18 protein-coding genes are annotated in these 20,780 nt (G+C 75.5%); 10 read left to right on the top strand and 8 right to left on the bottom strand.

Going from position 1 to position 20,780, the window contains the following annotated elements; all coding sequences use genetic code 11:
- Positions 1-62 precede the first annotated feature (62 nt).
- Entirely contained in the window at positions 63-488 is a 426-nt protein-coding gene (locus tag ACZ4MO_RS12635; protein WP_175010119.1) for a ChaB family protein, read from the top strand.
- Between the two features lie 137 nt (positions 489-625).
- On the opposite strand, the gene ACZ4MO_RS12630 is transcribed toward ACZ4MO_RS12635, so the two are convergent.
- Positions 626-1,567 (bottom strand): ribonuclease Z, encoded by a 942-nt coding sequence (locus ACZ4MO_RS12630; RefSeq protein ID WP_175010118.1) that lies wholly within the window; start codon positions 1,565-1,567, stop codon positions 626-628.
- Positions 1,568-1,645: 78 nt separating this feature from the next.
- Here ACZ4MO_RS12630 and ACZ4MO_RS12625 point away from each other — a divergent pair, with 78 nt between their 5' ends.
- From ACZ4MO_RS12625 to ACZ4MO_RS12595, 7 genes are all read left to right on the top strand, one after another.
- Positions 1,646-2,335, top strand: a complete 690-nt coding sequence (locus ACZ4MO_RS12625) for a histidine phosphatase family protein (RefSeq protein ID WP_175010117.1) — start codon at positions 1,646-1,648, stop codon at positions 2,333-2,335.
- Positions 2,336-2,399: 64 nt separating this feature from the next.
- Entirely contained in the window at positions 2,400-3,269 is an 870-nt protein-coding gene (locus ACZ4MO_RS12620; protein ID WP_076404398.1) for a tryptophan 2,3-dioxygenase, read from the top strand.
- The gene (locus ACZ4MO_RS12615) at positions 3,266-4,312 is read left to right on the top strand and encodes an amidohydrolase (RefSeq protein ID WP_175010116.1); all 1,047 of its coding nucleotides are present in this window, start codon (positions 3,266-3,268) and stop codon (positions 4,310-4,312) included. Before ACZ4MO_RS12620 ends, ACZ4MO_RS12615 begins: the two co-directional genes overlap by 4 nt.
- Positions 4,309-5,613, top strand: coding sequence for an aminotransferase class V-fold PLP-dependent enzyme (locus ACZ4MO_RS12610; protein WP_175010115.1), 1,305 nt, complete (start codon positions 4,309-4,311; stop codon positions 5,611-5,613). The genes ACZ4MO_RS12615 and ACZ4MO_RS12610 overlap by 4 nt, the downstream gene beginning before the upstream one ends.
- Positions 5,610-6,806, top strand: a complete 1,197-nt coding sequence (locus ACZ4MO_RS12605) for a PaaX family transcriptional regulator C-terminal domain-containing protein (protein ID WP_175010114.1) — start codon at positions 5,610-5,612, stop codon at positions 6,804-6,806. Before ACZ4MO_RS12610 ends, ACZ4MO_RS12605 begins: the two co-directional genes overlap by 4 nt.
- Positions 6,807-7,032: 226 nt before the next feature.
- Positions 7,033-8,715, top strand: coding sequence for a collagen-binding domain-containing protein (locus ACZ4MO_RS12600; RefSeq protein WP_175010113.1), 1,683 nt, complete (start codon positions 7,033-7,035; stop codon positions 8,713-8,715).
- 236 nt (positions 8,716-8,951) lie between these two features.
- The gene (locus ACZ4MO_RS12595; RefSeq protein WP_499279010.1) at positions 8,952-11,102 is read left to right on the top strand and encodes a purple acid phosphatase family protein; all 2,151 of its coding nucleotides are present in this window, start codon (positions 8,952-8,954) and stop codon (positions 11,100-11,102) included.
- A gap of 39 nt (positions 11,103-11,141) precedes the next feature.
- On the opposite strand, the gene ACZ4MO_RS12590 is transcribed toward ACZ4MO_RS12595, so the two are convergent.
- The gene (locus tag ACZ4MO_RS12590) at positions 11,142-12,512 is read right to left on the bottom strand and encodes an ADP-ribosylglycohydrolase family protein (protein WP_255437406.1); all 1,371 of its coding nucleotides are present in this window, start codon (positions 12,510-12,512) and stop codon (positions 11,142-11,144) included.
- Between the two features lie 25 nt (positions 12,513-12,537).
- Between ACZ4MO_RS12590 and ACZ4MO_RS12585 the strand changes: the two genes are divergently transcribed.
- A complete protein-coding gene (locus tag ACZ4MO_RS12585; RefSeq protein ID WP_074803454.1) occupies positions 12,538-13,035 on the top strand; it encodes a heme-degrading domain-containing protein in 498 nt (165 codons plus the stop codon).
- Positions 13,036-13,039: 4 nt separating this feature from the next.
- Here the strand turns inward: ACZ4MO_RS12585 and ACZ4MO_RS12580 are convergent, their stop codons facing one another.
- The 6 genes from ACZ4MO_RS12580 to ACZ4MO_RS12555 all read right to left on the bottom strand — a co-directional run bounded on the left by ACZ4MO_RS12580 (position 13,040) and on the right by ACZ4MO_RS12555 (position 18,748).
- Positions 13,040-13,771, bottom strand: coding sequence for an excalibur calcium-binding domain-containing protein (locus ACZ4MO_RS12580; protein ID WP_255437405.1), 732 nt, complete (start codon positions 13,769-13,771; stop codon positions 13,040-13,042).
- A gap of 127 nt (positions 13,772-13,898) precedes the next feature.
- Positions 13,899-15,032 (bottom strand): OmpA family protein, encoded by a 1,134-nt coding sequence (locus ACZ4MO_RS12575; RefSeq protein WP_186810519.1) that lies wholly within the window; start codon positions 15,030-15,032, stop codon positions 13,899-13,901.
- Positions 15,029-15,613, bottom strand: a complete 585-nt coding sequence (locus ACZ4MO_RS12570; RefSeq protein ID WP_061267845.1) for a hypothetical protein — start codon at positions 15,611-15,613, stop codon at positions 15,029-15,031. Before ACZ4MO_RS12570 ends, ACZ4MO_RS12575 begins: the two co-directional genes overlap by 4 nt.
- A 184-nt stretch (positions 15,614-15,797) precedes the next feature.
- A complete protein-coding gene (locus tag ACZ4MO_RS12565; protein ID WP_175010109.1) occupies positions 15,798-16,337 on the bottom strand; it encodes an Hsp20 family protein in 540 nt (179 codons plus the stop codon).
- 102 nt (positions 16,338-16,439) lie between these two features.
- Complete coding sequence (locus ACZ4MO_RS12560; protein ID WP_255437404.1) at positions 16,440-17,402, bottom strand: hypothetical protein; 963 nt, start codon at positions 17,400-17,402, stop codon at positions 16,440-16,442.
- The gene (locus tag ACZ4MO_RS12555) at positions 17,399-18,748 is read right to left on the bottom strand and encodes an exonuclease domain-containing protein (protein WP_186810518.1); all 1,350 of its coding nucleotides are present in this window, start codon (positions 18,746-18,748) and stop codon (positions 17,399-17,401) included. The genes ACZ4MO_RS12560 and ACZ4MO_RS12555 overlap by 4 nt, the downstream gene beginning before the upstream one ends.
- A 222-nt stretch (positions 18,749-18,970) precedes the next feature.
- Between ACZ4MO_RS12555 and ACZ4MO_RS12550 the strand changes: the two genes are divergently transcribed.
- Positions 18,971-20,761, top strand: coding sequence for a M28 family peptidase (locus ACZ4MO_RS12550; protein WP_175010107.1), 1,791 nt, complete (start codon positions 18,971-18,973; stop codon positions 20,759-20,761).
- The last annotated feature ends 19 nt before the right edge of the window (positions 20,762-20,780 follow it).

Genomic DNA, 20,780 nt, shown 5'->3' with positions numbered 1-20,780 from the left:
GTCGCGCGGGGCGGGACGCTCGGGGGAGGCGGCGACCGCCGTCGGGCAGCAGGAGGTGACCCGTGCCGAAGACGACGCGCGACGGCGACGCGAAGCAGTCCGAGATCCCCAGCACGCTGCAGCGCTCGGACGAGAAGGCGCAGCGCACGTTCGCGAAGGCCTACGACGCCGCGATGGAGCAGTACGGCTCCGAGGAGCGCGCGCGGCGCGTGGCGTTCGCCGCGCTCAAGCACACGCACGAGAAGATCGGCGACCACTGGGAGCCGAAGGACGAGCCCGGCCCGTCCGACGAGCGCGCCGAAGAGGGCGGGCTCGACGCGAGCGCCGAGACCGCGGGCGGCGTCGACGCGAACGCGACCAAGGAGCACCTGCTCGACGTCGCGCGCCGGCTCGACGTCGACGGTCGCTCGACCATGACCAAGGACGAGCTCGTCGAGGCGATCCAGCGCGCCAACGACCGCGCGACCCGCCGCGCCCGCGGCGACTGACCCGCTGACCCCGCGACCCCACCTCTACCTCGCGCGACCGGGCCTCTACCTCGCCGAGGTAGAGCCCTGGTCCCGCGAGGTAGAGCCCTGGTCCCGCGAGGTAGAGCCGTGGTCCTCGGGCGGTCGGCTCGTCGGCGTCAGGCGGGCCGGCGGCGGTGGGGGACCCGCACGCGGTCGAGGTCCTGCGCGACGGTGAGCTCGCCGTCGAACACCTCGCGGGCCTCGCGCCAGAACTCCGTCGGGTCCGGGTAGCGCTGCGAGAAGTGCGTGAGCACGAGCGAGCGGACGCCCGCCTCGGCCGCGACCGTCGCTGCCTGCCGGGCCGTGAGGTGGCCCCAGCGCTCCGCCTGCTCGCGGTCGCGGTCGAGGAAGGTCGACTCGATGACGAGCAGGTCGACGCCGTCCGCGAGCCGGTGCACGGCGTCGCACAGGCGTGTGTCCATGACGAACGCGAACGACTGGCCGGGCCGGGGGCCGCTCACGTCGTCGAGGGTGACGGTCCGGCCGTCGGGCGTCGTGACGCGGCCCGCGCGCTGCAGCTCGCCCACGACCGGCCCCGCGAGCCCGTGGCGGGCGAGGAGCGCAGGGTCGAGCGACCGGCCGTCGGGCTCGTCGAGACGGTAGCCCATGGCCTCGATCGTGTGGTCGAGGCGCTCGGCGCGGAGCGTGAAGCCCGGCTCGGGGCGGCCGGGGACGGGCGGGACCACGCCGTCCGTCGTGAGCGGCTGGAGCTCCAGGTGCCCGCGGCGGTAGTGGGCGCTCGCGTCGAGCAGGTGGTTCACCCACCGCTGGCCCGACGCCGGGTAGGTCACCCCGATCGGGTGCCGCACCCCGTCGCCGCTGATGCGCTGGGAGACGCCCGCGAGCCCGAGGCTGTGGTCGCCGTGCAGGTGGGTGATCGCGATGCGCGTGAGATCGGTCGCCGACACCCCGGCGAACGTCATCTGCCGCTGGGTGCCCTCGCCGGGGTCGAAGAGGATCGCCTCGTCGTCCCAGAGCAGCACGTACCCGTTGTGGTTGCGCGTGCGGGTCGGGACCATGCTGGCCGTCCCCAGGACGACGAGCTCGCGGCGGGACATGCGTCCAGCGTGCCACGCGCCGCCCGCTCCCGGGCTCGTAGGGTGGCAGGAGACCCCGCACCCGAGAACCGGAGAACCATGCGCCTGCTCCTCGTCCGTCACGGACAGACCCCCTCCAACGTCGCCGGCCTGCTCGACACCGCCCTGCCCGGCCCGGGCCTCACCGCCCTCGGGGCACGCCAGGCGGCGGCGATCCCGGACGCGCTCTCGGACCGCGTGGTCGACGGCGTCGCGGTGTCCACGCTCGTGCGCACGCACCTCACGGCGGCGCCGCTCGTCGAGCGCCACGGTCTGGAGCCGCTCGAGCTCGACGGCCTGCGCGAGGTCGACGCGGGCGACCTGGAGATGTCCGCCGACCACGACGACCACGCCCTCTACCTCGAGACGGTCTTCGCGTGGGGCCGCGGCGAGCCCGACCGGCGGGTGCCCGGCGGCCCCGACGGCACCGAGTTCCTCGACCGGTACGACGACGCCCTCGCCGCCGTCGCGCGGGCCGGGTGGGAGACCGCCGTCGTCGTGTCGCACGGTGCGGCGATCCGCGCGTGGGCGTGCGCGCGCGCCGCGGGCGTCGACGTCGACCGGCTCGCGTGGACCCCGCTCGCGAACACCGGGCTCGTCGAGGTCGAGGGGGACCCGGCGTCGGGCTGGCGGTTCGTCGGGCTGAGCGACGGGCCGCTGGGCGGCGCGTTCCTCGACGACCTCGTCGCGGAGGACCCGACGGGCGAGTCCGTCGACGAGGAGGAGCGCCGCGCCGCGGCGGACGACTGACCGCTACCACCCGATGCATCGCACGGACCTGGCGGTCGTCACGTTCGTGACATACGCTCGACGGATGGCCGACGCACCGCTGCCCGCGCCGAACGAGCGCGCGCTCGAGTCCGACATCGTCACGGACCTGCGCGAGCAGATGACGTACGGGTCGTACCTGCACCTCGACACGCTGCTCGCCGCGCAGGAGCCCGTGAGCGACCCGGAGCACCACGACGAGATGCTGTTCATCGTGCAGCACCAGACGACGGAGCTCTGGCTCAAGCTCGTGCTGCACGAGCTCCTGTCCGCGCGCGACCTGCTCGCCGCCGACGAGCTGGGCGCCGCGCTCAAGCGCGTCGCGCGCGTCAAGCACGTGCAGCGCACGCTCACCGAGCAGTGGTCCGTGCTCGCGACCCTCACGCCGAGCGAGTACGCGCAGTTCCGCGGGTTCCTCGGGCACGCGTCCGGCTTCCAGTCGTGGCAGTACCGCGCGGTCGAGTTCCTGCTGGGGAACAAGAACGCGCGCATGCTCGACGTGTTCGACGCCGAGCCCGACGCGCGCGCCGAGCTCGCCCGCCTGCTCGCCGAGCCGAGCGTCTACGACGAGTTCCTGCGCCACCTCGCGCGGCACGGCCACGACGTCCCGCAGCGCGTCCTGGACCGCGACGTCACGGTCGCGCACACGCTCGACGACGACCTGGTCGAGGTCTTCCGGCGCATCTACGACGACCCGGAGACGTACTGGTCCGCGTACGAGACGTGCGAGGAGCTCGTCGACCTCGAGGACAACTTCCAGCTCTGGCGGTTCCGCCACATGAAGACGGTGCTGCGCATCATCGGGACCAAGCGCGGAACGGGCGGGTCGAGCGGCGTCGGCTTCCTCCAGCGCGCCCTCGACCTCACGTTCTTCCCCGAGCTGTTCGCCGTCCGCACCGAGATCGGGCGGTCGTGAGCCTCGGCCGGGCGGGCGACGGCGGCACCTGGCTCCCGCCGCTCGCGGACGCGCACGTGCACCTCGGCCTCGTCGACCCCGTCGCGGTGCGACGCGGCGGGATCGCGGTCGTGCACGACCTCGGGTGGGTACCCGACGCCGCGCGCACGTGGCCCGGGCGTCCCGGCTTCCCGGCGGTCGCGTTCGCGGGCGCGTTCCTCACCGCCTCCGGCGGCTACCCGGCGGACCGGTCGTGGGCACCTGCCGGGTCCGTCGAGGAGGTCGGCTCGCCCGAGGCGGCGGTCGCCGCCGTCGACCGCCAGGTCGCCGCGGGCGCGTCGTTCCTCAAGGTCGCCCTGCACGCCGACGCCGGCCCCGTGCCCGACGACGCCACGCTCGCCGCGCTCGTCGGCCACGCCCACGCGCGGGGCCGGGACGTCGTCGCGCACGTGGAGGGGCGCGGGATGGCGGCCCGCGCGTTCGAGGCGGGCGTCGACCGGCTGGCGCACGCCCCGTACAGCGAGCGCCTGCCCGATAACCTCCTGGCGGCGATGGCCCGCGCCCGCCCCGCCGAGCACGCCCTTCCACCCGGTCGAGCACGGGGTTACGGGCGAGATGAGCCGGATGGCGACCGTAACCTCGTGCTCGGCGGGGCGAGGGTGAGCCGGGTGAGCTGGGTGAGCACGCTCGACGTGCACGGGTGGGGGAGCCCGACGGCCGAGCAGGACGTCGCGATCGACAACGTCCGACGGTTCGTCGCGCTCGGCGGGTCGGTCGTCTATGGCACCGACCTCGGCAACGGTCCCCTCCCGCCCGGCGTCAACGCTCGCGAGCTGCGGGCGCTCGCGGAGGCCGGCCTCGATCCGCACGCGCTCCTCGGCGCGATCGCCCACGACGGCGCCGTGCCCGACCCCGACGGGGCCGCGACCTGGGTCCCCGGCGACCCGCCCGACCTCGACGACCCCGACGACGTGGCCGCGTGGTTGGCGCGCGCCGTCGTCGTGGCGCGACCCGAGCCCTACGGTGCGCCGCGCGCACCCCGCACCCCGGAGGACCGGCGATGACCGACACGACCGACGCCACGACCGCCCGCACCGACCACGCCGCGCGGTCGGCCGCGCTCGACGCGGCGGACCCGCTCGCGCGGTTCCGTGACGCGTTCGTCGACTCCGAGGAGGTCACCGCCTACCTCGACGGGAACTCGCTCGGCCGGCCGACGCGCGCGTCGGCCGAGCGGCTCGCGCGGTTCGCGACCGACGTCTGGGGCGCGCGGCTCATCCGCGGCTGGGACGAGGAGTGGTACGAGCTGCCGCTGACGCTGGGCGACCGGATCGGCGCGGTGACGCTCGGCGCGGCGGCCGGCCAGACGTTCGTCGGGGACTCGACGACGGTGATCCTCTACAAGCTCGTGCGCGCCGCGCTCTCGGCGCCGCAGGTCGCGGGCCGCGACGAGATCGTGCTCGACGCCGGGAACTTCCCGACGGACCGGTACGTGCTGGAGGGCGTCGCGCGCGAGCACGGCGCGACGCTGCGGTGGATCACGCCCGAGCACGACGGCGGCGTGACCCCGGCGCAGGTGGCGGGGGTCCTCTCCGACCGCACCGCGCTCGTGCTGCTGAGCCACGTCGCGTACCGGTCGGGGTACGTGAGCGACGCCGCCGCGATCACGGCGCTCGCGCACGACGCCGGCGCGCTCGTCCTGTGGGACCTGTGCCACTCCGCGGGTGCCGTCCCGGTCGAGCTCGACGCGTGGGGCGTCGACCTCGCGGCGGGCTGCACGTACAAGTACCTCGACGGTGGTCCGGGCGCGCCCGCGTTCGGCTACGTGCGCGCCGACCTGCAGGGCGCGCTCACCCAGCCGATCCAGGGCTGGATGGGGAGCGCGGCGCCGTTCGAGATGGGCCCCGCGTATGCGCCGCACGACGGCGTCCGGCGCTTCCTCTCGGGGACGCCCGCGATCGTCGGGATGCTCGCGATGCAGGACATGCTCGACCTCGTCGACGCGGCCGGGATGCTGGCGGTCCGCGCGAAGTCCGTCGCGCTCACCGAGCACGCGACGGCCCTCGTGGACGACCTGCTGCTCCCGCTCGGCGCCCGGTACGCGTCGCCGCGGGACCCCGAGCGTCGGGGGAGCCACGTGACCGTCGACCACGACGCGTTCGAGGCGACGCTCCCGCTCCTGTGGGAGCGCGGCGTGATCCCCGACTTCCGCCGCCCGAACGGCCTGCGCCTCGGCCTGTCCCCGCTCTCGACGAGCTTCGACGAGGTGCGCGTCGGCGTCGAGGCGGTGCGCGACGCCCTGGCGGAGATCCTCGACGGCCGACCGAGCGGGCCGACCGCGCCGGGTGCGGCCGGGCCCGCGTGATCCTCGACGACCTCGACTCCCGGCCGGGGAGCACGACGTCGTTGCTGCGCACCGTCGTCGGGCTGTACGTCCGGGACCTGGGGGGTGCGGTCGCGGTGGCGGACCTGGTCGTGCTGCTCGGCGCGCTCGGCGTCCCGCCCGCGGGGGCGCGCAGCGCGGTCTCGCGCGTCAAGACCAAGGGCCTGCTCGTCCCCGAGACGCTCGACGACGGCCGCGCCGGCTACCGGCTCGCGCCCGACGCCGGGCCGATGCTCGCGCGCGGCGACCGGCGCATCTTCGGCTACCGGCAGCAGGGCGACGACGACCCGTGGTGCCTCGTGTCGTACTCGTTGCCCGAGGAGCGGCGCGACGCGCGGCACCAGCTGCGCCGTCACCTCGCGTGGATCGGCGCCGGGAGCGTCGCGGACGGGCTGTGGATCACGCCCGGTCACCTCGTGGACGAGGTCGAGGAGATCCTCGTGGCGCTGGACGTCCGGGACGCCGCGACGGTGTTCCTCGCGGGGCCGCCGCGCGTCGCGGGGTCGTTCGCGGACGCGGCGGCGCGGTGGTGGGACCTCGACCGGGTCGCGGCGCTGCACCGCGCGTTCCTCGCCCGGCACGACGACGCGGGGGCCGACGGCGCCCCGTCCGCGCGAGCGGACGAGCCGCGCGACGCGTTCGCGCGGTGGGTGCGGGCCGTGGACGACTGGCGGCCGATCCCGTACGCCGACCCCGGGCTGCCGTCAGCCGCGCTGCCCGCAGACTGGCCCGGGACGGCGAGCGTCGCGCTCTTCGGCCGGCTCGGGCACGGGCTCGCGGACGCCGCGTCGCACCACGTCCGGGTCGTCGTCGGGCACCGAGGGGAGCACAGTGAGGGGATGAGCGACGTGACGCACGACCTTCCGGCCGCGGTGCGGACCCTCGTCGAGGCGACGAACGCAGGCGACACCGCCCGGTTCCTGACCGCGTTCACCGAGGACGCCGTCCTCGACGACTGGGGCCGCCGCTTCCGCGGCCGCGCCGAGCTCGCGAGCTGGGACCGGACGGACAACATCGGCAAGCGCTCGCACTTCGACGTCTCCGGGCTGCGGCCGGGGGCCGCACCCGACGAGGTGCTGCTCGACCTCACGGTCTCGGGGGACGGGTACAACGGGCCGGGCACGTTCACCGTCCGCCTGCGCGACGGGCTGATCGCGAGCCTCGTCATCTCCTGACCTGGGGCCGTGCGCACGCGCAGCCTCTCGGGGATGGTCGGCAGCCCGACATGACCGACAGGTCCGGCCGCTCGTGCGCACGCTGAGGTGGGGTCGATCACACCGGCACGACTTCACCCGCTACGCGTTCTGGACGCTCGTCCAGTCCGGCCTACGGTGAGAGGGACGGGCCGGTCCCGGTCCGTCGGGACCGACCCCTACCCCACCCGATGGAGCTGTCCGCTCGATGCTGCCCTCACGTCTGTTGCCGCAGTCAACCACTCGTTCCGGCCGGCGCCGCACCGCTGCCGCAGCCGTCGTCGCGCTGGCCGGCGCCGCGCTCGTGCTGCCCGCGTCGGGCGCCGTCGCCGCCGACGCACCGGTGAACCCGTTCGACCTGGCCGGGGGGTTCAGCGTCTACGCCCGCGAGGACGCCCACCTCGGCAACCACGAGACGGAGGGCTCGGTCGCGGTCGGCGGCGAGCTGTCCGTCCGTGCCGACGGGGGCATGTACGCGATCCTCCACCAGGCGGCCGGGACTGCCGACTACACGATCCCCACCGTCGACGGCGACCCCACCCGTCTCCTCGTGGGCGGCTACGCACCGACGTCGGGGACGGTCCAGATCACGAACGGCGGTGCGCCCGCGGACCGGGGTGCAGCGCTCCAGGGCTACCTCAAGGTCGTGGGTGACGACCCGGCGTTCGGCACGTACCAGCGCGCCGACTGGGTGCGGTACCGCACGTCGCTCGACGACTCGCCCGCCGTCGACGCCACGAACCAGAAGTGGCCCGACGGCGCCGCGACGGTGGCGACGGAGCGCGGCTCCGTGGCGGCGTACGTCGAGACGGGTGCCACGGGGGCCGCCGAGGTCCGCCGGTGCCTCGCCGACCTCGTGCCGAGCGGTGCAGCGCACGTGCTCTCCGTGACGGAGGACGTCGGCGACCGCGTCGTCCTCTCCGCGCTCGAGGCCGGGCGGCCGAACGTCGTCGACTACGCGGCGATCGCGGACGCGTACACCGTGCAGTTCGCCGACGGCGTGCTCCCGTCGGCCGACGCCCCGCTGATCGTCTCCGTCCCGGCCGGGACGACCGACCTCCAGGGCTCCGTGTTCGGCGAGGCCGGCAAGGCGGCCTCGTTCGTGATGTGGGACCTGTCGCGGCTCGACGGCCCGGTCACGCTCGGTGCCGGCGGGGCGCGCCTGGACGGGTCGGTGTACGCGCCGACCGCCGACCTCACCGTCGAGGCGTCCCCGCTCGACGGGCAGGTCGTGGCACGCGACCTCACCCTGCTCGGCGGGGAGGCGCACGCCTACCTGTTCGCCGGGTCGATCCCGTGCGGCACCGTGCCCGCCGAGAGCGGCAGCCTCACCGTGACCAAGCGGGTGGTGGGCGACGCCGCGTCGGCCGTCCCCGCGGGCACCGCGTTCACCGTCGCGTACGCCGTCGACGGGGCGGCCGGCGAGCTGACGGTCCCGGTGGGCGGCTCGGCGACGCTCGACGACCTTCCCGTCGGGGCGGAGGTCGTGCTCGGGGAGCCCGGCTTCCCCGCGGTCGAGGGTGTGGAGTGGGGCGAGCCGACCTGGCAGGTCGACGGGGGCGCGGTCGAGCCGGGCGACGACGGGACGGTGCGGCTGGAGGTCGCCGCGGACGTCGCCGTGACGCTGACCAACACGGCCGACCGGCCGCTCGAGCCCACGCCCGCGCCGACTCCGACGACTCCGACGACCCCGACCGTGCCCACGGACCCGACCGTGCCCACGACGCCCGACGTGCCGGGCACGCCCGACGCGCCGGGAGCACCGGCCGACGGTGGCACGGGTGGTCTCGCGACGACCGGCGTGCAGGCCGCCGGTGTCGCGATCGCCGCGCTCCTGCTCGTCGCGCTCGGCACGGGCGTCCTCGTCCTCCGGCGGCGCCGGGGCGCCTGAGCCGCCTTCTCCTCGTCGCAGGCCTCGACGCCGCGTCCCCTCCGGGGGGCGCGGCGTCCTGCGTCTGCCGGGCCGGGCGGAGGACGGCCATCCGGCCGCCGCCGCGCGTTCATCCCGACGACGCACGGCCGCCATCCCCGCTGCCTACGGTGACAGCGCTTCCCACCACGGGTCCGACGCCGCCACGGTGGTCCGACGGTCGTCGCCGCGCGGACCCCTGACCTGCGAAGGAACCCATGAACCCGCACGCCTCCCGGCCGCCCGGCGCGCTCGCGCGCGCGGCGGCGTCGGCGCTCGCCGTCTCGCTCGTCGGCACGGCGCTCGTCGCCGCGACCGCGACCTCGACGGCCGCCGCCGACGAGTCCCTGCTCTCGACGTCCGGCACGACCTGGCGCTACCTCGACGACAGCACGAACCCGGCTGGATCCGCCGCGGACCAGCGCGTGTGGACGACGACCGCGTTCGACGACTCCGCGTGGAAGTCCGCGACGGGCGCGTTCGGCGCGAAGCGCGGCGCCGCGACGGGCATCGGCGCCGCCTTCCCGATCACGACGCTCCTCACCCAGTACATCGAGGGCACGACGACGGACGTCCCCACGTTCTTCTTCCGCACCGACGTGGAGCTCACCGCGGCGGACCTCGACGGCGTCCCGGCGTTCGAGGGCGAGATCGTCTACGACGACGCCGCGATCGTCTACGTGAACGGCGAGGAGGTCGTGCGCCTGGGTGACGACGACCGGAAGATCACCGAGAACCTCCAGTACCACGGCAACGGTCGCACGGACCCGGTGACGGGCACGTTCGTCGTCCCGGCCGACGCGTTCGAGCCCGGCGAGAACACGATCTCCGTCGCGCTCTACCAGGACGCGCCGACGAGCTCGGACATCTACCTCGACGTCCGCTCGCTCGTCCCGACGCACGGCGAGGTGCGCGACGTCGCCCTGAACGTCGGCGCGGACGAGACGCAGGCCAACGTCGCGTGGTTCTCGACGCTGCCCGGCGCGGGCGAGGTCCAGTGGGCCCGGGTCGACGAGACGGGCGGCGAGGTCGACTGGCGGACGGCCGCGACGTCGTCGTCCCGGAGCGGCGCGGCCGCGGACGGCGCGACGTACCACCACGCCACGATCACCGGGCTCGAGGAGGACACGGCGTACGCGTACCGCGTGGGCAGCGCGGCGACCGGCTGGTCCGCGCCGTCGACGTTCACGACGGGGACGTTCGGGGACGAGTTCTCCGCGCTGTTCGTCGGCGACGCGCAGATCGGTGCGAGCGGCAACGCCGCGAACGACGCGGCACGCTGGGCCGCCAACCTCGACACCATGACCGAGCGACACCCGGACACGGCGTTCCTCATCTCCGCGGGCGACCAGGTGGAGAACGCGGGCAGCAGCCAGCAGTACGCGGGCTTCCTCGCGCCGCGCCAGATGCGCGAGCTGCGCTTCGCCGTCCAGGACGGCAACCACGACACCGCGTCGGCGCTCTTCGACCAGCACTACGCGATGCCGAACCTCTCGGCCGAGCAGCGCCGCGACTACTGGTACGCGTACAACAACGTGCTCGTCGTCGCGATCGACTCGAACGACTCGTCCGCGACGCAGATCGCGGGGCACGAGGCGTTCCTGCGCGACGTGGTCGGCACGCACGGCGACGAGTACGACTGGGTCGTCGTGACGTTCCACCACTCGCTCTACAGCCAGGCGTTCCACTCGCGCGACACGGACGTGGTGCGCATGCGCGAGGCGCTCTCGCCCGTCTTCAGCGACCTCGGCGTCGACCTCGTCCTCGCGGGCCACGACCACATCTACACCCGCTCGTACCTCATGGAGGGCGCGACGCCGGTCGTCCCGGCCGCGGCGCCGGCCGAGGGCGACGTGCTCACCCCGGAGGAGGACCAGGTCCTCTACCTCACGGGCAACTCGTCGTCGGGCTCGAAGTTCTACGACTTCGACGGCGCCAAGCCGTGGACGGCGCGCTGGGAGCAGTCGCGCGAGGCCAGCTACTCCGACCTCGACGTCACGCCCACGTCGCTCACCGTCACCACGTACGCGACCGGGTCGCAGCGCGTGGTCGACCGGGTGACGCTCCAGCGCGAGGACGAGGCGGGCCCCGCGCTCGCCGTCGAGACCAGCGCCCGCTGCCTCGCGGGCACGGCGTACGTCGCGGTCCGCGCGACGAACACCGGTGACTTCCCGGCCGACGTCACCCTCGCGACGCCGTTCGGCACGCGCACGGTCGCGGCGGTCGCGCCCGGCAAGGCCGCGTACCAGTCGTTCTCGACGCGGGCGGTCGCGGCCGACGCCGGGTCCGTCACCGTCACGGGCACCCTGACCGACGGCGGCGCCTCCTCCGCCCAGGACGTCGCCTTCCCGGCGGTCTCCTGCGGCTGAGGCCGCTCGTCCTTCCGGTGGCGCGAACGCGCTGCCGGCTCAGGCGGGGTCGTCGAGCGGCTGCACGACGACCCCGCCGAACCGCGCCTCCTGCGCGCGGAGCGCGACGCCGTCGATCCAGACCCTCCCCGCGAGCACGTCGGCCGACGCGGGCGATCCGTCCGGGCGCTGCGCGGTGTACCCGCCCGTGATGGTCGCGTTCGCCAGCACGACGGGACGGCCCTCCTCGTCGGTGACGTCCTGCGCGCACCACCCGCACACGTGCCGCGGGTAGCGCGGGTTCTCGCGGAGCAGCGTCCCGCACAGCGGGCAGTGCTGCACGGGGCGCGCGTCGCCGTCGGGCAGGACGAGCGCCTCGGAGCGCACGAGGCCGTCCTGGGCGGTGCGGCGCGCCAGCGCCGTGAGCACGCGGCGGCCGATCCCGGGCCAGCCGTGGACGGCGGTCGCCCACTCGTCGGGCACCGCGCGGGCGCCGTAGCGCGCGCCGAGCAGGCTCCCGGCGATCGCGGCGACGGTGTCGGTGTCGCCGCCGACGGCGACCGCGGCCTGGAGCGCCGCCGCCAGGTGGTCCCGGCCCGCGGACCGCGAGCGCTCGGGCGGGGACGTCGTCGCGATCGCGCGCCACGCCGCCTGGAGCGCGGTCACCGTGAAACCGTTCTGCCGGAGGTCGGCCTCGGGCCGGGCGGACTCCGCGTCCGCGACCCACGCCGACCAGCGCGCCGCGGCCTCCGGGTCGAGCAGGTCGAGGCCGGCCCGCACGTCGAGCCGCTGCTCCGTCACCGCGACGCGCACCGCCTCGGACCACAGCACGCACGACTCGGCGGCGAGCGGGTCGGTGTGCGTGATCCCCGCGACGGCGCGCGCCGCGCGGGCGGTCGCGTCCCGGTCGCCGAGCGCGACGAGCCCGACGACGCCCGTCCGCATGAGCGCGCCGTTCCCCGCCGTGCGGCCGGTCGCCGCGTGCAGCGCCGCGGACGCCTCGCGCAGCCGTGCGGCGGCGGGACCCCGGCGGGCGGCGGCGTCGCGCAGGACCGCGGCCGTCTGCGTCCCGACGTCGGACGCGCCCCCGGTGCGCCACGCCTCGAACGCGGCGGCGACGTCGTCGAGCGGCGTCGCCCCGAACGCGTCGGGCACGGGGGAGAGGACGTCGTGCGCCGCCGTCACGCGCGCGACGCACACCGACATCTGCGTGTCGTCGCTCCACTCGCCCGGCGCGTACGGTCCGAGCCCGCCCCCGCGCATGACCGCGACCTCGTCCCGGTGCCCGGGCCCGGGCGGCTGCGCGAACTCGTACGGCACACCGAGCGCGTCGCCCGCCGCCTGCGCGAGCAGCACGCCCGACGCGCGGTCGAGCAGGCCGTGGTCGAGCGGGTCGAGGGGTGCCGGGCGGGGAACGGGCGTCGTCGTCACGTCGCGATCGTGCCACGATGACCGCATGACGACGCCCGACGACCTCGCCGCCCTCGTCGCCTCCGTCGAGGCGGACGAGCGCGACCTCGTGCTCCGCACGTTCACGCACGACGACGCGTGGCGGCTCGGCTGCCTCCTCGTCGAGCTCGCCGACGAGCGCGACCTGCCCGTGACGATCGACGTCCGCAAGGGGCCGCAGCAGGTGTTCCACGCCGCGCGCGCGGGCACGACACCCGACAACGACACCTGGGTCGAGCGCAAGGTGCGCGTCGTCGAGCGGTTCGGGGCGTCGTCGTACCTCGTGGGCCTGCGGGCCCGGGCGACGGGGACGTCGTTCAACGAGAAGCACGACCTCCCGCTCCAGGAGTACGCCGCGCACGGCGGCGCGTTCCCCGTCCGCGTGGAGGGCGTCGGGATCGTCGGCGTCGTCACCGTGTCCGGGCTCGCCCAGGGCGACGACCACGCGCTCGTCACCGAGGCCCTGCGGTCGTTCCTCGGCCGCGCGGGCGCGGCCGAGGGCTGACCACCTACTCGCAGGCCACGCCGTCGTCGTCGCGGTCGAGCTTGGGGGCGTAGCCCGGCTCGCCGCGGAGCAGCGGGGCCGCGCCGGCGGCCCGCACCGCGTCGCAGTTCTGGTAGTACGTGGACGTGCTGCCGCCGGTGTCGGCGACGCCCGCAGGTGCGCTGGGACGGGTCTGCTGGGCCGAGCGGGCCGCCGCGGCGGTCGCCTCCGCCTGTGCGACAGCGGCCTCACGACCCTCGACGTCGGTCACCCGGGTCGCCAGCTCGGCCTCGACGGTCGCGACCGCGCCCTCGCGCGCCGTGACCTCGGCCTCCGACGACTGGAGCGCCGTCGCCCGCTCGTCCAGCTCGGCCTGGGTCGCCTGCGCGGCGGCGGTCTGCTCCTCGAGCGCGGTCCGCTCGGCGTCCAGCTCGGCACGCTCGCCCTCGACCTCGTCCTGCTCGTCGGCCGCCTGCGCGACGAGGGTCCTCGCCTCGTCCAGCGCCCGGCCGGAGCTGCCCTGCCCGACCAGGAGCCCGACGACGAACAGGGCGACGCCCGCCGCGGTCAGCAGGGCTGCCCGGCGCCCGCGTCGAGGCCGCGTGGCCCCGGCCGGCGGCGCGGCGGTCTCCTCGACCCAGAACGTCCATCCCTCCGGCGCGGACGGCCAGGCAGGGTCCGGGGCCCAGCCCGGCTCGGGGCGCCAGTCTCCGGGGGCCACGGGCCAGCCGGGAGGGGCGTTGAATCTCAGGGCCATGCGTCGTCCTCGTCTCGCGGTCACCGCGTCGACGTCGACGGGCACGACCGAAGCCCCGGGGGGCGTGACGTGAACGCTAACGTGGTGTCAGCCGCCTCGGGGAGGGCCTGACGGGGTGAAAGGGACGTCAGTCCCAGCGGATCGGGACGTCCTCGAACGTCGGCCACGTCGGGACGACGTTCACGTACAGCGACTCGAGCGACGCGTCGAGCGGGCGCGGCAGGTACACCTCGTAGCCCACCGTGCGTCCGACGCTCGTCCGCGCGAACAGCGGCTCGGTCTCGAGCTCGCGTGCCCCGCTGCCGCGGACCGGTGCGTACGAGACCAGCGCGCGGGGGTCGACGGCCGACGGGTGCAGCTCTCCTGCACCCGTCATGGCGTACACGCTGATGCGTTCCTCGTCACCGTCCACAGGGCCGAGCGGCGTGAGCTGGAGGCGCAGGCGCATGAGAGATCCGCGGACCACGATCGGCTCGATGCCGACGCGGACCTCCTCCTGGCGGCCGTCCTCGTTCGGGACGACGACCGTCTTCTCGACGACGGGCTCGGTGTCCGTCACGGGCTCCACGCGCGGGCGGTCGCCCGGCACGAGCTCCGCGGTGACGGGATCGAGCTCGTGCTCCTCGACCTCGAGGCCGCGCTCGCCCGGGGTCGTCCCGGAGTAGCGGAGCTCGACACGGCGGTTCCGGGCACGGTCGTCCGCGACGTCGTCACCGCCCTCCTCGACCTTGAGGCGCGTCTCCCCGTACCCCTGCGCCTCGAACGTGACGTCGGGTCGTACCGTCGCGGCAGCGTCGACGACGGCCTGCGCGCGCCGCTGCGAGAGGTCCATGTTGTCCGCCTCCTCGCCCACCGAGTCGGTGTGCCCGGCGACGCTCGCCGTCACACCGTCGGGCAGCTCGGCGGCGATCTCCTGCACGCGCTCGACGGCGGCCTGGGAGAGCTCGGCCGAGCCGACGTCGAACAGGACGTCGGTCTCGAGCGTGACGACGACCTCGTCCGCCTCGACCTCGACGTACTCGAGCGACGTGACGGCACCGGCGAGCTCGAACGTCGTCGCGACCCCCGGGTCGAACCGGGTCGTCGCACGGTCGAGGTCCTCCCGGGCGGGCGCGCCACCGAGGTCGTCGAGGGTGAGCGGGTCGACGCCCGGGTCGAAGCCCTGCTCGTCCTCGCTCGCCGCGGCCGGGGTGCCGGACAGCAGGCCCAGCACGAGCGCGACCGCCAGGGCACCGGCCACCGTCGCGTGACGGCGCCTCACTCCTCGCTCTCCCAGGTCACGGGCACGTCCTCGAAGGCGGGCCAGGCGTCGTGGAGACGGACGTCCACGGTGCGGGGCTCTCCCTCCGGGCGGGGGAACCATGCCTGGTAGAGCAGCGGCCTGCCGTTGACGGTGTCCGCGGTGACGGGGTCCGTCGACAGCTTCTGCCCGGACGCGGAGACGACGTCGTACTGCGTCAGCGCACCGACGTCGACGATCCGCGGGTTGTGGTCCTTGCCGAGCATGTCGTACACCGAGTACGTCTCGGCGGAGTCGTCGCCCGCGAAGTGCGGGGTCATGAGGACGCGGAGCTCCACCGTCGAGCCGTCCGCGACGAGGGACACGAGGCCGAGCGTGACCTCGTCCTCCGCCGACCCCGGGACCGGCAGGCGCGTCTCGAGGATCGGCTCGTACTCGGCGGCACCCACCACGACAGGAGTCGGCCCGTCCTCGGCCTCTCCCGTGCACGCGCCCAGGCTGAGGGCGGCGGTGAGGCCGAGGGCGCCGACGAGGGCGCGGCGTCGCAGCGTCGACCACCGCGTGCGAGGCAGGGTCGAGCGCGGTCTCCGGAGGCTCGTCATGGCACGGAGGTTAGCCGAACACGCGGCTCCCGTCGGCCACCGGGCACGGGGAGAGGTCCCCATCCGGAGGTCGGACGGGGCCGGCACCACGAGGGTGCCGGCCCCGCCGTCCGACCGCGCAGGGGCGTGCGCGGCCGGGTAGGAGGGCCGGCGCGACGCCGGGCGTCGCGCCGGCGGTGCGGCGTCAGGCCGCGCGGGTGACCTCGATGCGCTGAGGAGCGCGGCCGGCGAACACGCCGGCGACGGTCACGGTGAGCACGCCCGCGTCGTAGGACGCGCGGACGGCGTCGGCCTCCGCCGTCTTCGGCAGGGTGACGGTGCGGCGGAACTCGCCGAACCGGACCTCGCGGACGCGGCGCCCGGCCGGGGCGACCTCGGCCGCCTCGTCGGCGCTCGCCTCTGCCTGCTCGCCCTCGGCCTGCTCGGCGTCGTCGGACTCCTCGTCCGACGGCCGGGCCACCGGAGCCTCGACGACGCGCTGGTCACGCCGCTCGCCGCGGACGACGAGCCGGCGACCCTCGAGCTCGACGGTGACGTCGCGCTCCGGGTCGACGCCCGGCAGGTCGAAGCGGGCGACGAGGTCGTCTCCCTCGCGGTACACGTCGGCGGCGGGCGCGAAGCCCGTCGGGGCGACGCCCGCGCCGGACGGGCGCGTCCAGAGCTGGCGCACGAGCCGCTCGGTGGGGAGCGGACGGAACGGCGCCACGGTGTAGGTGCTGATCATGGTGGTCCTCCAGGTCGGTCGTGCCACGGGGGCCGTGGCGTCTGACCTGTGCAACCTTGAGCGTGCCCCGCTCAGTCCCGAGTTCGCGCACGACGAACGGGCTCAGCCGCGGCGCGCCGCCCGGCGGGCCTTGCGCGCGGACGCGGCGCGCTCCTCGGCGGCGTCCAGCCGCTCGTCGACCGCGTCGAGAGCCTCCCGCGCGGCGGACTCCGCGTCCCGCGCGTCGCTCAGGCGGGCGCGCAGCGCCTCGCGCTCGTCGGCGAGCCGTGCGAGCTCGTCCTCGACGCGCGCGAGCTCGTCCTCCACCTGCCCGACGGCGTCCCCCGCCTCGCGCGCGCGGGCGTCGGCGTCGTCGCGCTCGGCCTCCAGCCGGTCGACCTCGGCCGCGCTCTCCTCGACCTCGCGCTCGGCAGCCTCCTGGGCGTCCTCCTCGGCATCCTCCGGGGGCTCCGCACCGCCGGTCGTCCCGCCGTCGTCCGTGACTGCGCCCGTGCGCGCGCGCAGCGCGACGACGTCGGCCGGCTCGCCGCCCTCGTCGACGATCCCGAACCCGACGTGCTGGAGCGCCTGCGACAACCGGCCCGTCCGGACGAGCGCGCCAGCGTCCGGGTCCATGACCGCCGCCGTGAGGGTTTCCGCGAGGCGGTCGAGCGCCGTCCCGGACACCGCACGGCCCGCGATCTCGCCCGCGTCGCGCACCTCCCCGACGACGCGCTCCACCCGCTCGCGCCGCAGGCGGTCGAGCGTGCGCAGGCGCGTGCGGTCGCGGTCGGCCGTCGCGTCGCGCAGCTCGTCCCCGAGGCTCACGAGCGCGGCGACGTCGTCCGGGCGCTCGCGCGCCACCTGGTTCACGACCCATGCCGCCACCGTCGGCTTCGTGAGCCGGCCGACGCGCTCCGCACCGACCGCGTCGCCCGACGCCTTGATCCGCTTGGCGGCGGCCGTGCGCGCGACGACGAACTGCTCGAGCGGCAGGGCGAAGAGGTCGTCGACGAGCGCGTCGACGTCGGCCGCCTCGTCGCCGGGCTCCTCGGCCGCGGCGCCCGTCATGCTGCGCGTGCTCATGACGCCCAGCGTCGCACCCCGGTCTCGGGCGTGCGCCCGTTCGCGCCCTCGTGCGCGGCCAGCAGGCGCGCGAACGCCGCCTCGGTGACGACGGGGACGCCGTAGCGGCGCGCGGTGCGGGCCTTCGTCGAGAGGGAGTCGGGGTCGGCGGCGACGAGGAGCCGCGTGCGGCGTGTGACGTACGGCCAGGGGGAGAGGCCCGCGGCGCGGACGTCGCGCTCCCAGGCCTCGCGCGTCCGCGACATCGAGCCGGTCAGCACGACCTCGTCGCCCGCGGCCAGCACGAACGCGGGCCGGAGCGGGACCGCTCCATCAGCGCCCGCGACCGTCTCGACCAGGCGCGTCCCGAGCGCCGCCTCGACGGCTCCCACGACGTCGTCGGCGTCGAGGCCGAGCTGTCCGGCGACCTCGTGCAGCGCCGGGTCGTCGCGCAGCGCGGCGCCCTCGTCCCGGTCGCCCGTGGCGGTCGTCCCGTCGAGCGCGTCGAGCTCGGCCCGGGCCAGCGCGGCCAGGTAGTCGCGGTGCAGGGTCTCGACCGTCGCGCGGTCGAGCCCGGCGTGCCGGGCCTCCGCGAGCAGCGCGGCCCGCTCGGCGTGCGAGACGTAGCGGTCGAGGAGCGCCTCGTCGAGCAGGCGCAGGTACGTGCTCACGTCGCGCCGCGGGTCCGTTCCCGGGGCGCCGGGCGCGTCCGGAGCCGCAGGCGCGTCGGCGAGCGCCGCGAGCCAGTGCCCGCGGGCGCGGCTCGCGCCGCGCAGCAACGGCTCCGCGCCGGGCAGGACGGCGGGCAGCGACCAGCGCACGCCGTCGGCCGCGGCCCGTGCGACGGCCCAGCACTCGTCGTCGGCCGCGACGTCGAGGTAGTACCCGAGCAGCCCCGCGGTGGCGCGCGCGTCGCCCAGGGCGGAGTGGACGCCGTCGTGCACGACGCCCACGGCCGCGCAGCACGCGGCCAGTGCTCGCGAGCCCGTGAGATAACGGCTCGCGAGCTGCTGCGTGCACAGGCACGCGACGGGGTCGATGGCCGCGGCGATCCCGGCACGCCCGATCTCGGCGCGCAGGAAGCGCGTGTCGAACGCCGCGTTGTGGGCCACCAGCACGCGCCCGGCGAGCAGGCGCAGGAGCGCGGGCGCGACGCGGTCGAACGTCGGCGCGAGCGCGACGTCCGCCGCGGCGATGCCGTGCACGTGCTGCGGCCCGAGGTCGCGCTCGGGGTTGACCAGGGTGGACCACTCGTCCTCGACGCGACCGGCGTCGTCCACGAGGACGACCGCGACCTCGGCGACGCGGTCGCCGAGGCGGGGCGAGAACCCCGTGGTCTCGAGGTCGACGACGGCGAATCCGGGCACGGGCACAGTCTGCCCGACGTCGCCCACGACCTGCTCCGGCGCCGCGGCCGTTACGGTCGTGTGAACTCCTCACGCTCGTGCCGCCCGGGGGTTCCGCGCGCGGCCCGGGAGGCATACGCTCGCGAGCACACGAGCCTCCGCAGCGTCGCGTCTCGTGTGCGACTCGGCCGCACCCCGACACGACCGGGGGTGGTCCGCGGGGGCCACTGTCGAGGAGGATGCGTGAGACCACGAACGATCGTCCCGTCCGCAGCGGTAGCGGGCCTCGTGCTCGCGGCGCTGACCGCAGTTCCCGTCGGCGCCGAGCCTCTCGGCGCCGCGTCCGGCACGGCCGCCGGCAGCCTGCGGGCCGCCGCGGCACCGCCCCCGCTCGAGGACCTCGTCACCGGCGACGCGGTCATGCAGCGGCTCCAGGACTTCCAGGACATCGCGGACGCCAACGGCGGCAACCGCGCGCTGGAGACGCCCGGCTACGAGGCGAGCGCCGTCTACGTCGAGGACGCCCTGCGGGCCGCGGGCTACGAGCCCGAGCGCCAGTACTTCACGTTCGAGGACCTGGAGACCGACGAGCTGTCCCTCACGGCGGCCGGCGTCGAGGTGACGTCGGACGTCTACCCGGCCGAGTTCGCGCCCGACACCCCGGACGACGGCGTCACCGGCCCGATCGTGCAGCCCGCCGACGCGCTCGTCCAGGGCTGCACCGCCGACACGTGGGACGGGGTCGCCGTGAGCGGCGCGGTCGCGCTGATCAGCCGCGGCTCGTGCCCGTTCGCCGACAAGGCGCTGTACGCGGCGCAGGCCGGTGCGGCGGCCGTGATCCTGTACAACAACACCGACGGCGCGCTGAGCCCGACCCTCGGCGCCGAGAACGACGCGTGGGTCCCGACGGTGGGCATCACGCAGGCCGCGGGCCAGCAGATCCTCGCCGCGATCGCGGGCGGCGCGGAGCCGGTCGCGACCTACGACCTGCAGACCCACGTCGAGGAGTTCGAGACGTTCAACGTGCTCGCCCAGACCCCGGGCGGGCGCGACCACAACGTCGTCATGGTCGGCGCGCACCTCGACGGCGTCGAGGACGGCCCGGGCATCAACGACAACGGCTCCGGCTCCGCCGCGATCCTCGAGGTCGCGGTCCAGCTCGCGGCCGCGACCGACGGCGGCCAGGACGTCGAGAACGCGGTCCGGTTCGCGTGGTGGGGCGCCGAGGAGGTCGGCCTGCGCGGCTCGACCCACTACGTGAGCGACCTCGCCGCGAACGACCCGGCGGCGCTCGACGACATCGCGACGTACCTCAACTTCGACATGGTCGGCTCGCCGAACTACATCATCGGCGTGTACGACGCGAACGAGTCGACCTACCCGGCCCCGGTCGAGGTCCCGCCGGGCTCGGCCGAGACGGAGGCGGTGTTCACCGACTACTTCGACGGCATCGACCAGCCGTGGGTCGACACCGAGTTCTCGGGCCGCTCCGACTACCAGGCGTTCATCGAGAACGGGGTCCCGGCGTCGGGCCTGTTCACCGGCGCGGACGGCTCGAAGACGGCCGAGGAGGTCGCGATGTTCGGCGGCACCGAGGGCATCTTCTACGACCCGAACTACCACTCGCCGGCGGACACGATCGACAACGTCGACGCGACCGCGCTCGACATCATGTCGCGCGCCATCGGGCACGCCGTCGCCGCGCTGTCCGAGGACACGTTCGCGATCAACGGCGTGGGCAACCCGCGCATCGACGCCGTCGAGGCACAGGCGCGGTGCCTCAACGGCACGGCGTACGTCGCCGTGCGCGGCGCCAACGGTGAGGACGCCCCCGCGGACGTCCGGCTCATCACGCCGTTCGGCGAGAAGAAGTTCAGCGCCCTCGCGCCGGACAAGAACGCGTACCAGTCGTTCAGCACGCGCGCGTCGTCCGTCGCGGCGGGTACCGCGACGGTCGCGGCCTACCAGTGGCGCGGCGGCGACCCGGTGTACCAGCGGTACGACGTGTCGTACGACGCGATCGACTGCGGCTGACGCGCGGCACGCTGCGGCC

The organism is Sphaerisporangium cinnabarinum, from assembly GCF_055567015.1.
The sequence above is the reverse complement of the archived record's forward strand: the minus strand, read 5'-3'. Positions and strand labels throughout refer to the sequence as shown.

Excerpts from the sequence above, each read along its gene's own strand:
- ACZ4MO_RS12585 (WP_074803454.1), top strand. The coding sequence starts at position 12,538 with ATGACGACGCCCGACGACCTCGCCGCCCTCGTCGCCTCCGTCGAGGCG.
- ACZ4MO_RS12610 (WP_175010115.1), top strand. The coding sequence starts at position 4,309 with ATGACCGACACGACCGACGCCACGACCGCCCGCACCGACCACGCCGCG.
- ACZ4MO_RS12570 (WP_061267845.1), bottom strand. The coding sequence starts at position 15,613 with ATGACGAGCCTCCGGAGACCGCGCTCGACCCTGCCTCGCACGCGGTGG.
- ACZ4MO_RS12565 (WP_175010109.1), bottom strand. The coding sequence starts at position 16,337 with ATGATCAGCACCTACACCGTGGCGCCGTTCCGTCCGCTCCCCACCGAG.
- ACZ4MO_RS12580 (WP_255437405.1), bottom strand. The coding sequence starts at position 13,771 with ATGGCCCTGAGATTCAACGCCCCTCCCGGCTGGCCCGTGGCCCCCGGA.
- ACZ4MO_RS12595 (WP_499279010.1), top strand. The coding sequence starts at position 8,952 with ATGAACCCGCACGCCTCCCGGCCGCCCGGCGCGCTCGCGCGCGCGGCG.
- ACZ4MO_RS12600 (WP_175010113.1), top strand. The coding sequence starts at position 7,033 with ATGCTGCCCTCACGTCTGTTGCCGCAGTCAACCACTCGTTCCGGCCGG.
- ACZ4MO_RS12620 (WP_076404398.1), top strand. The coding sequence starts at position 2,400 with ATGGCCGACGCACCGCTGCCCGCGCCGAACGAGCGCGCGCTCGAGTCC.
- ACZ4MO_RS12625 (WP_175010117.1), top strand. The coding sequence starts at position 1,646 with ATGCGCCTGCTCCTCGTCCGTCACGGACAGACCCCCTCCAACGTCGCC.
- ACZ4MO_RS12560 (WP_255437404.1), bottom strand. The coding sequence starts at position 17,402 with ATGAGCACGCGCAGCATGACGGGCGCCGCGGCCGAGGAGCCCGGCGAC.
- ACZ4MO_RS12630 (WP_175010118.1), bottom strand. The coding sequence starts at position 1,567 with ATGTCCCGCCGCGAGCTCGTCGTCCTGGGGACGGCCAGCATGGTCCCG.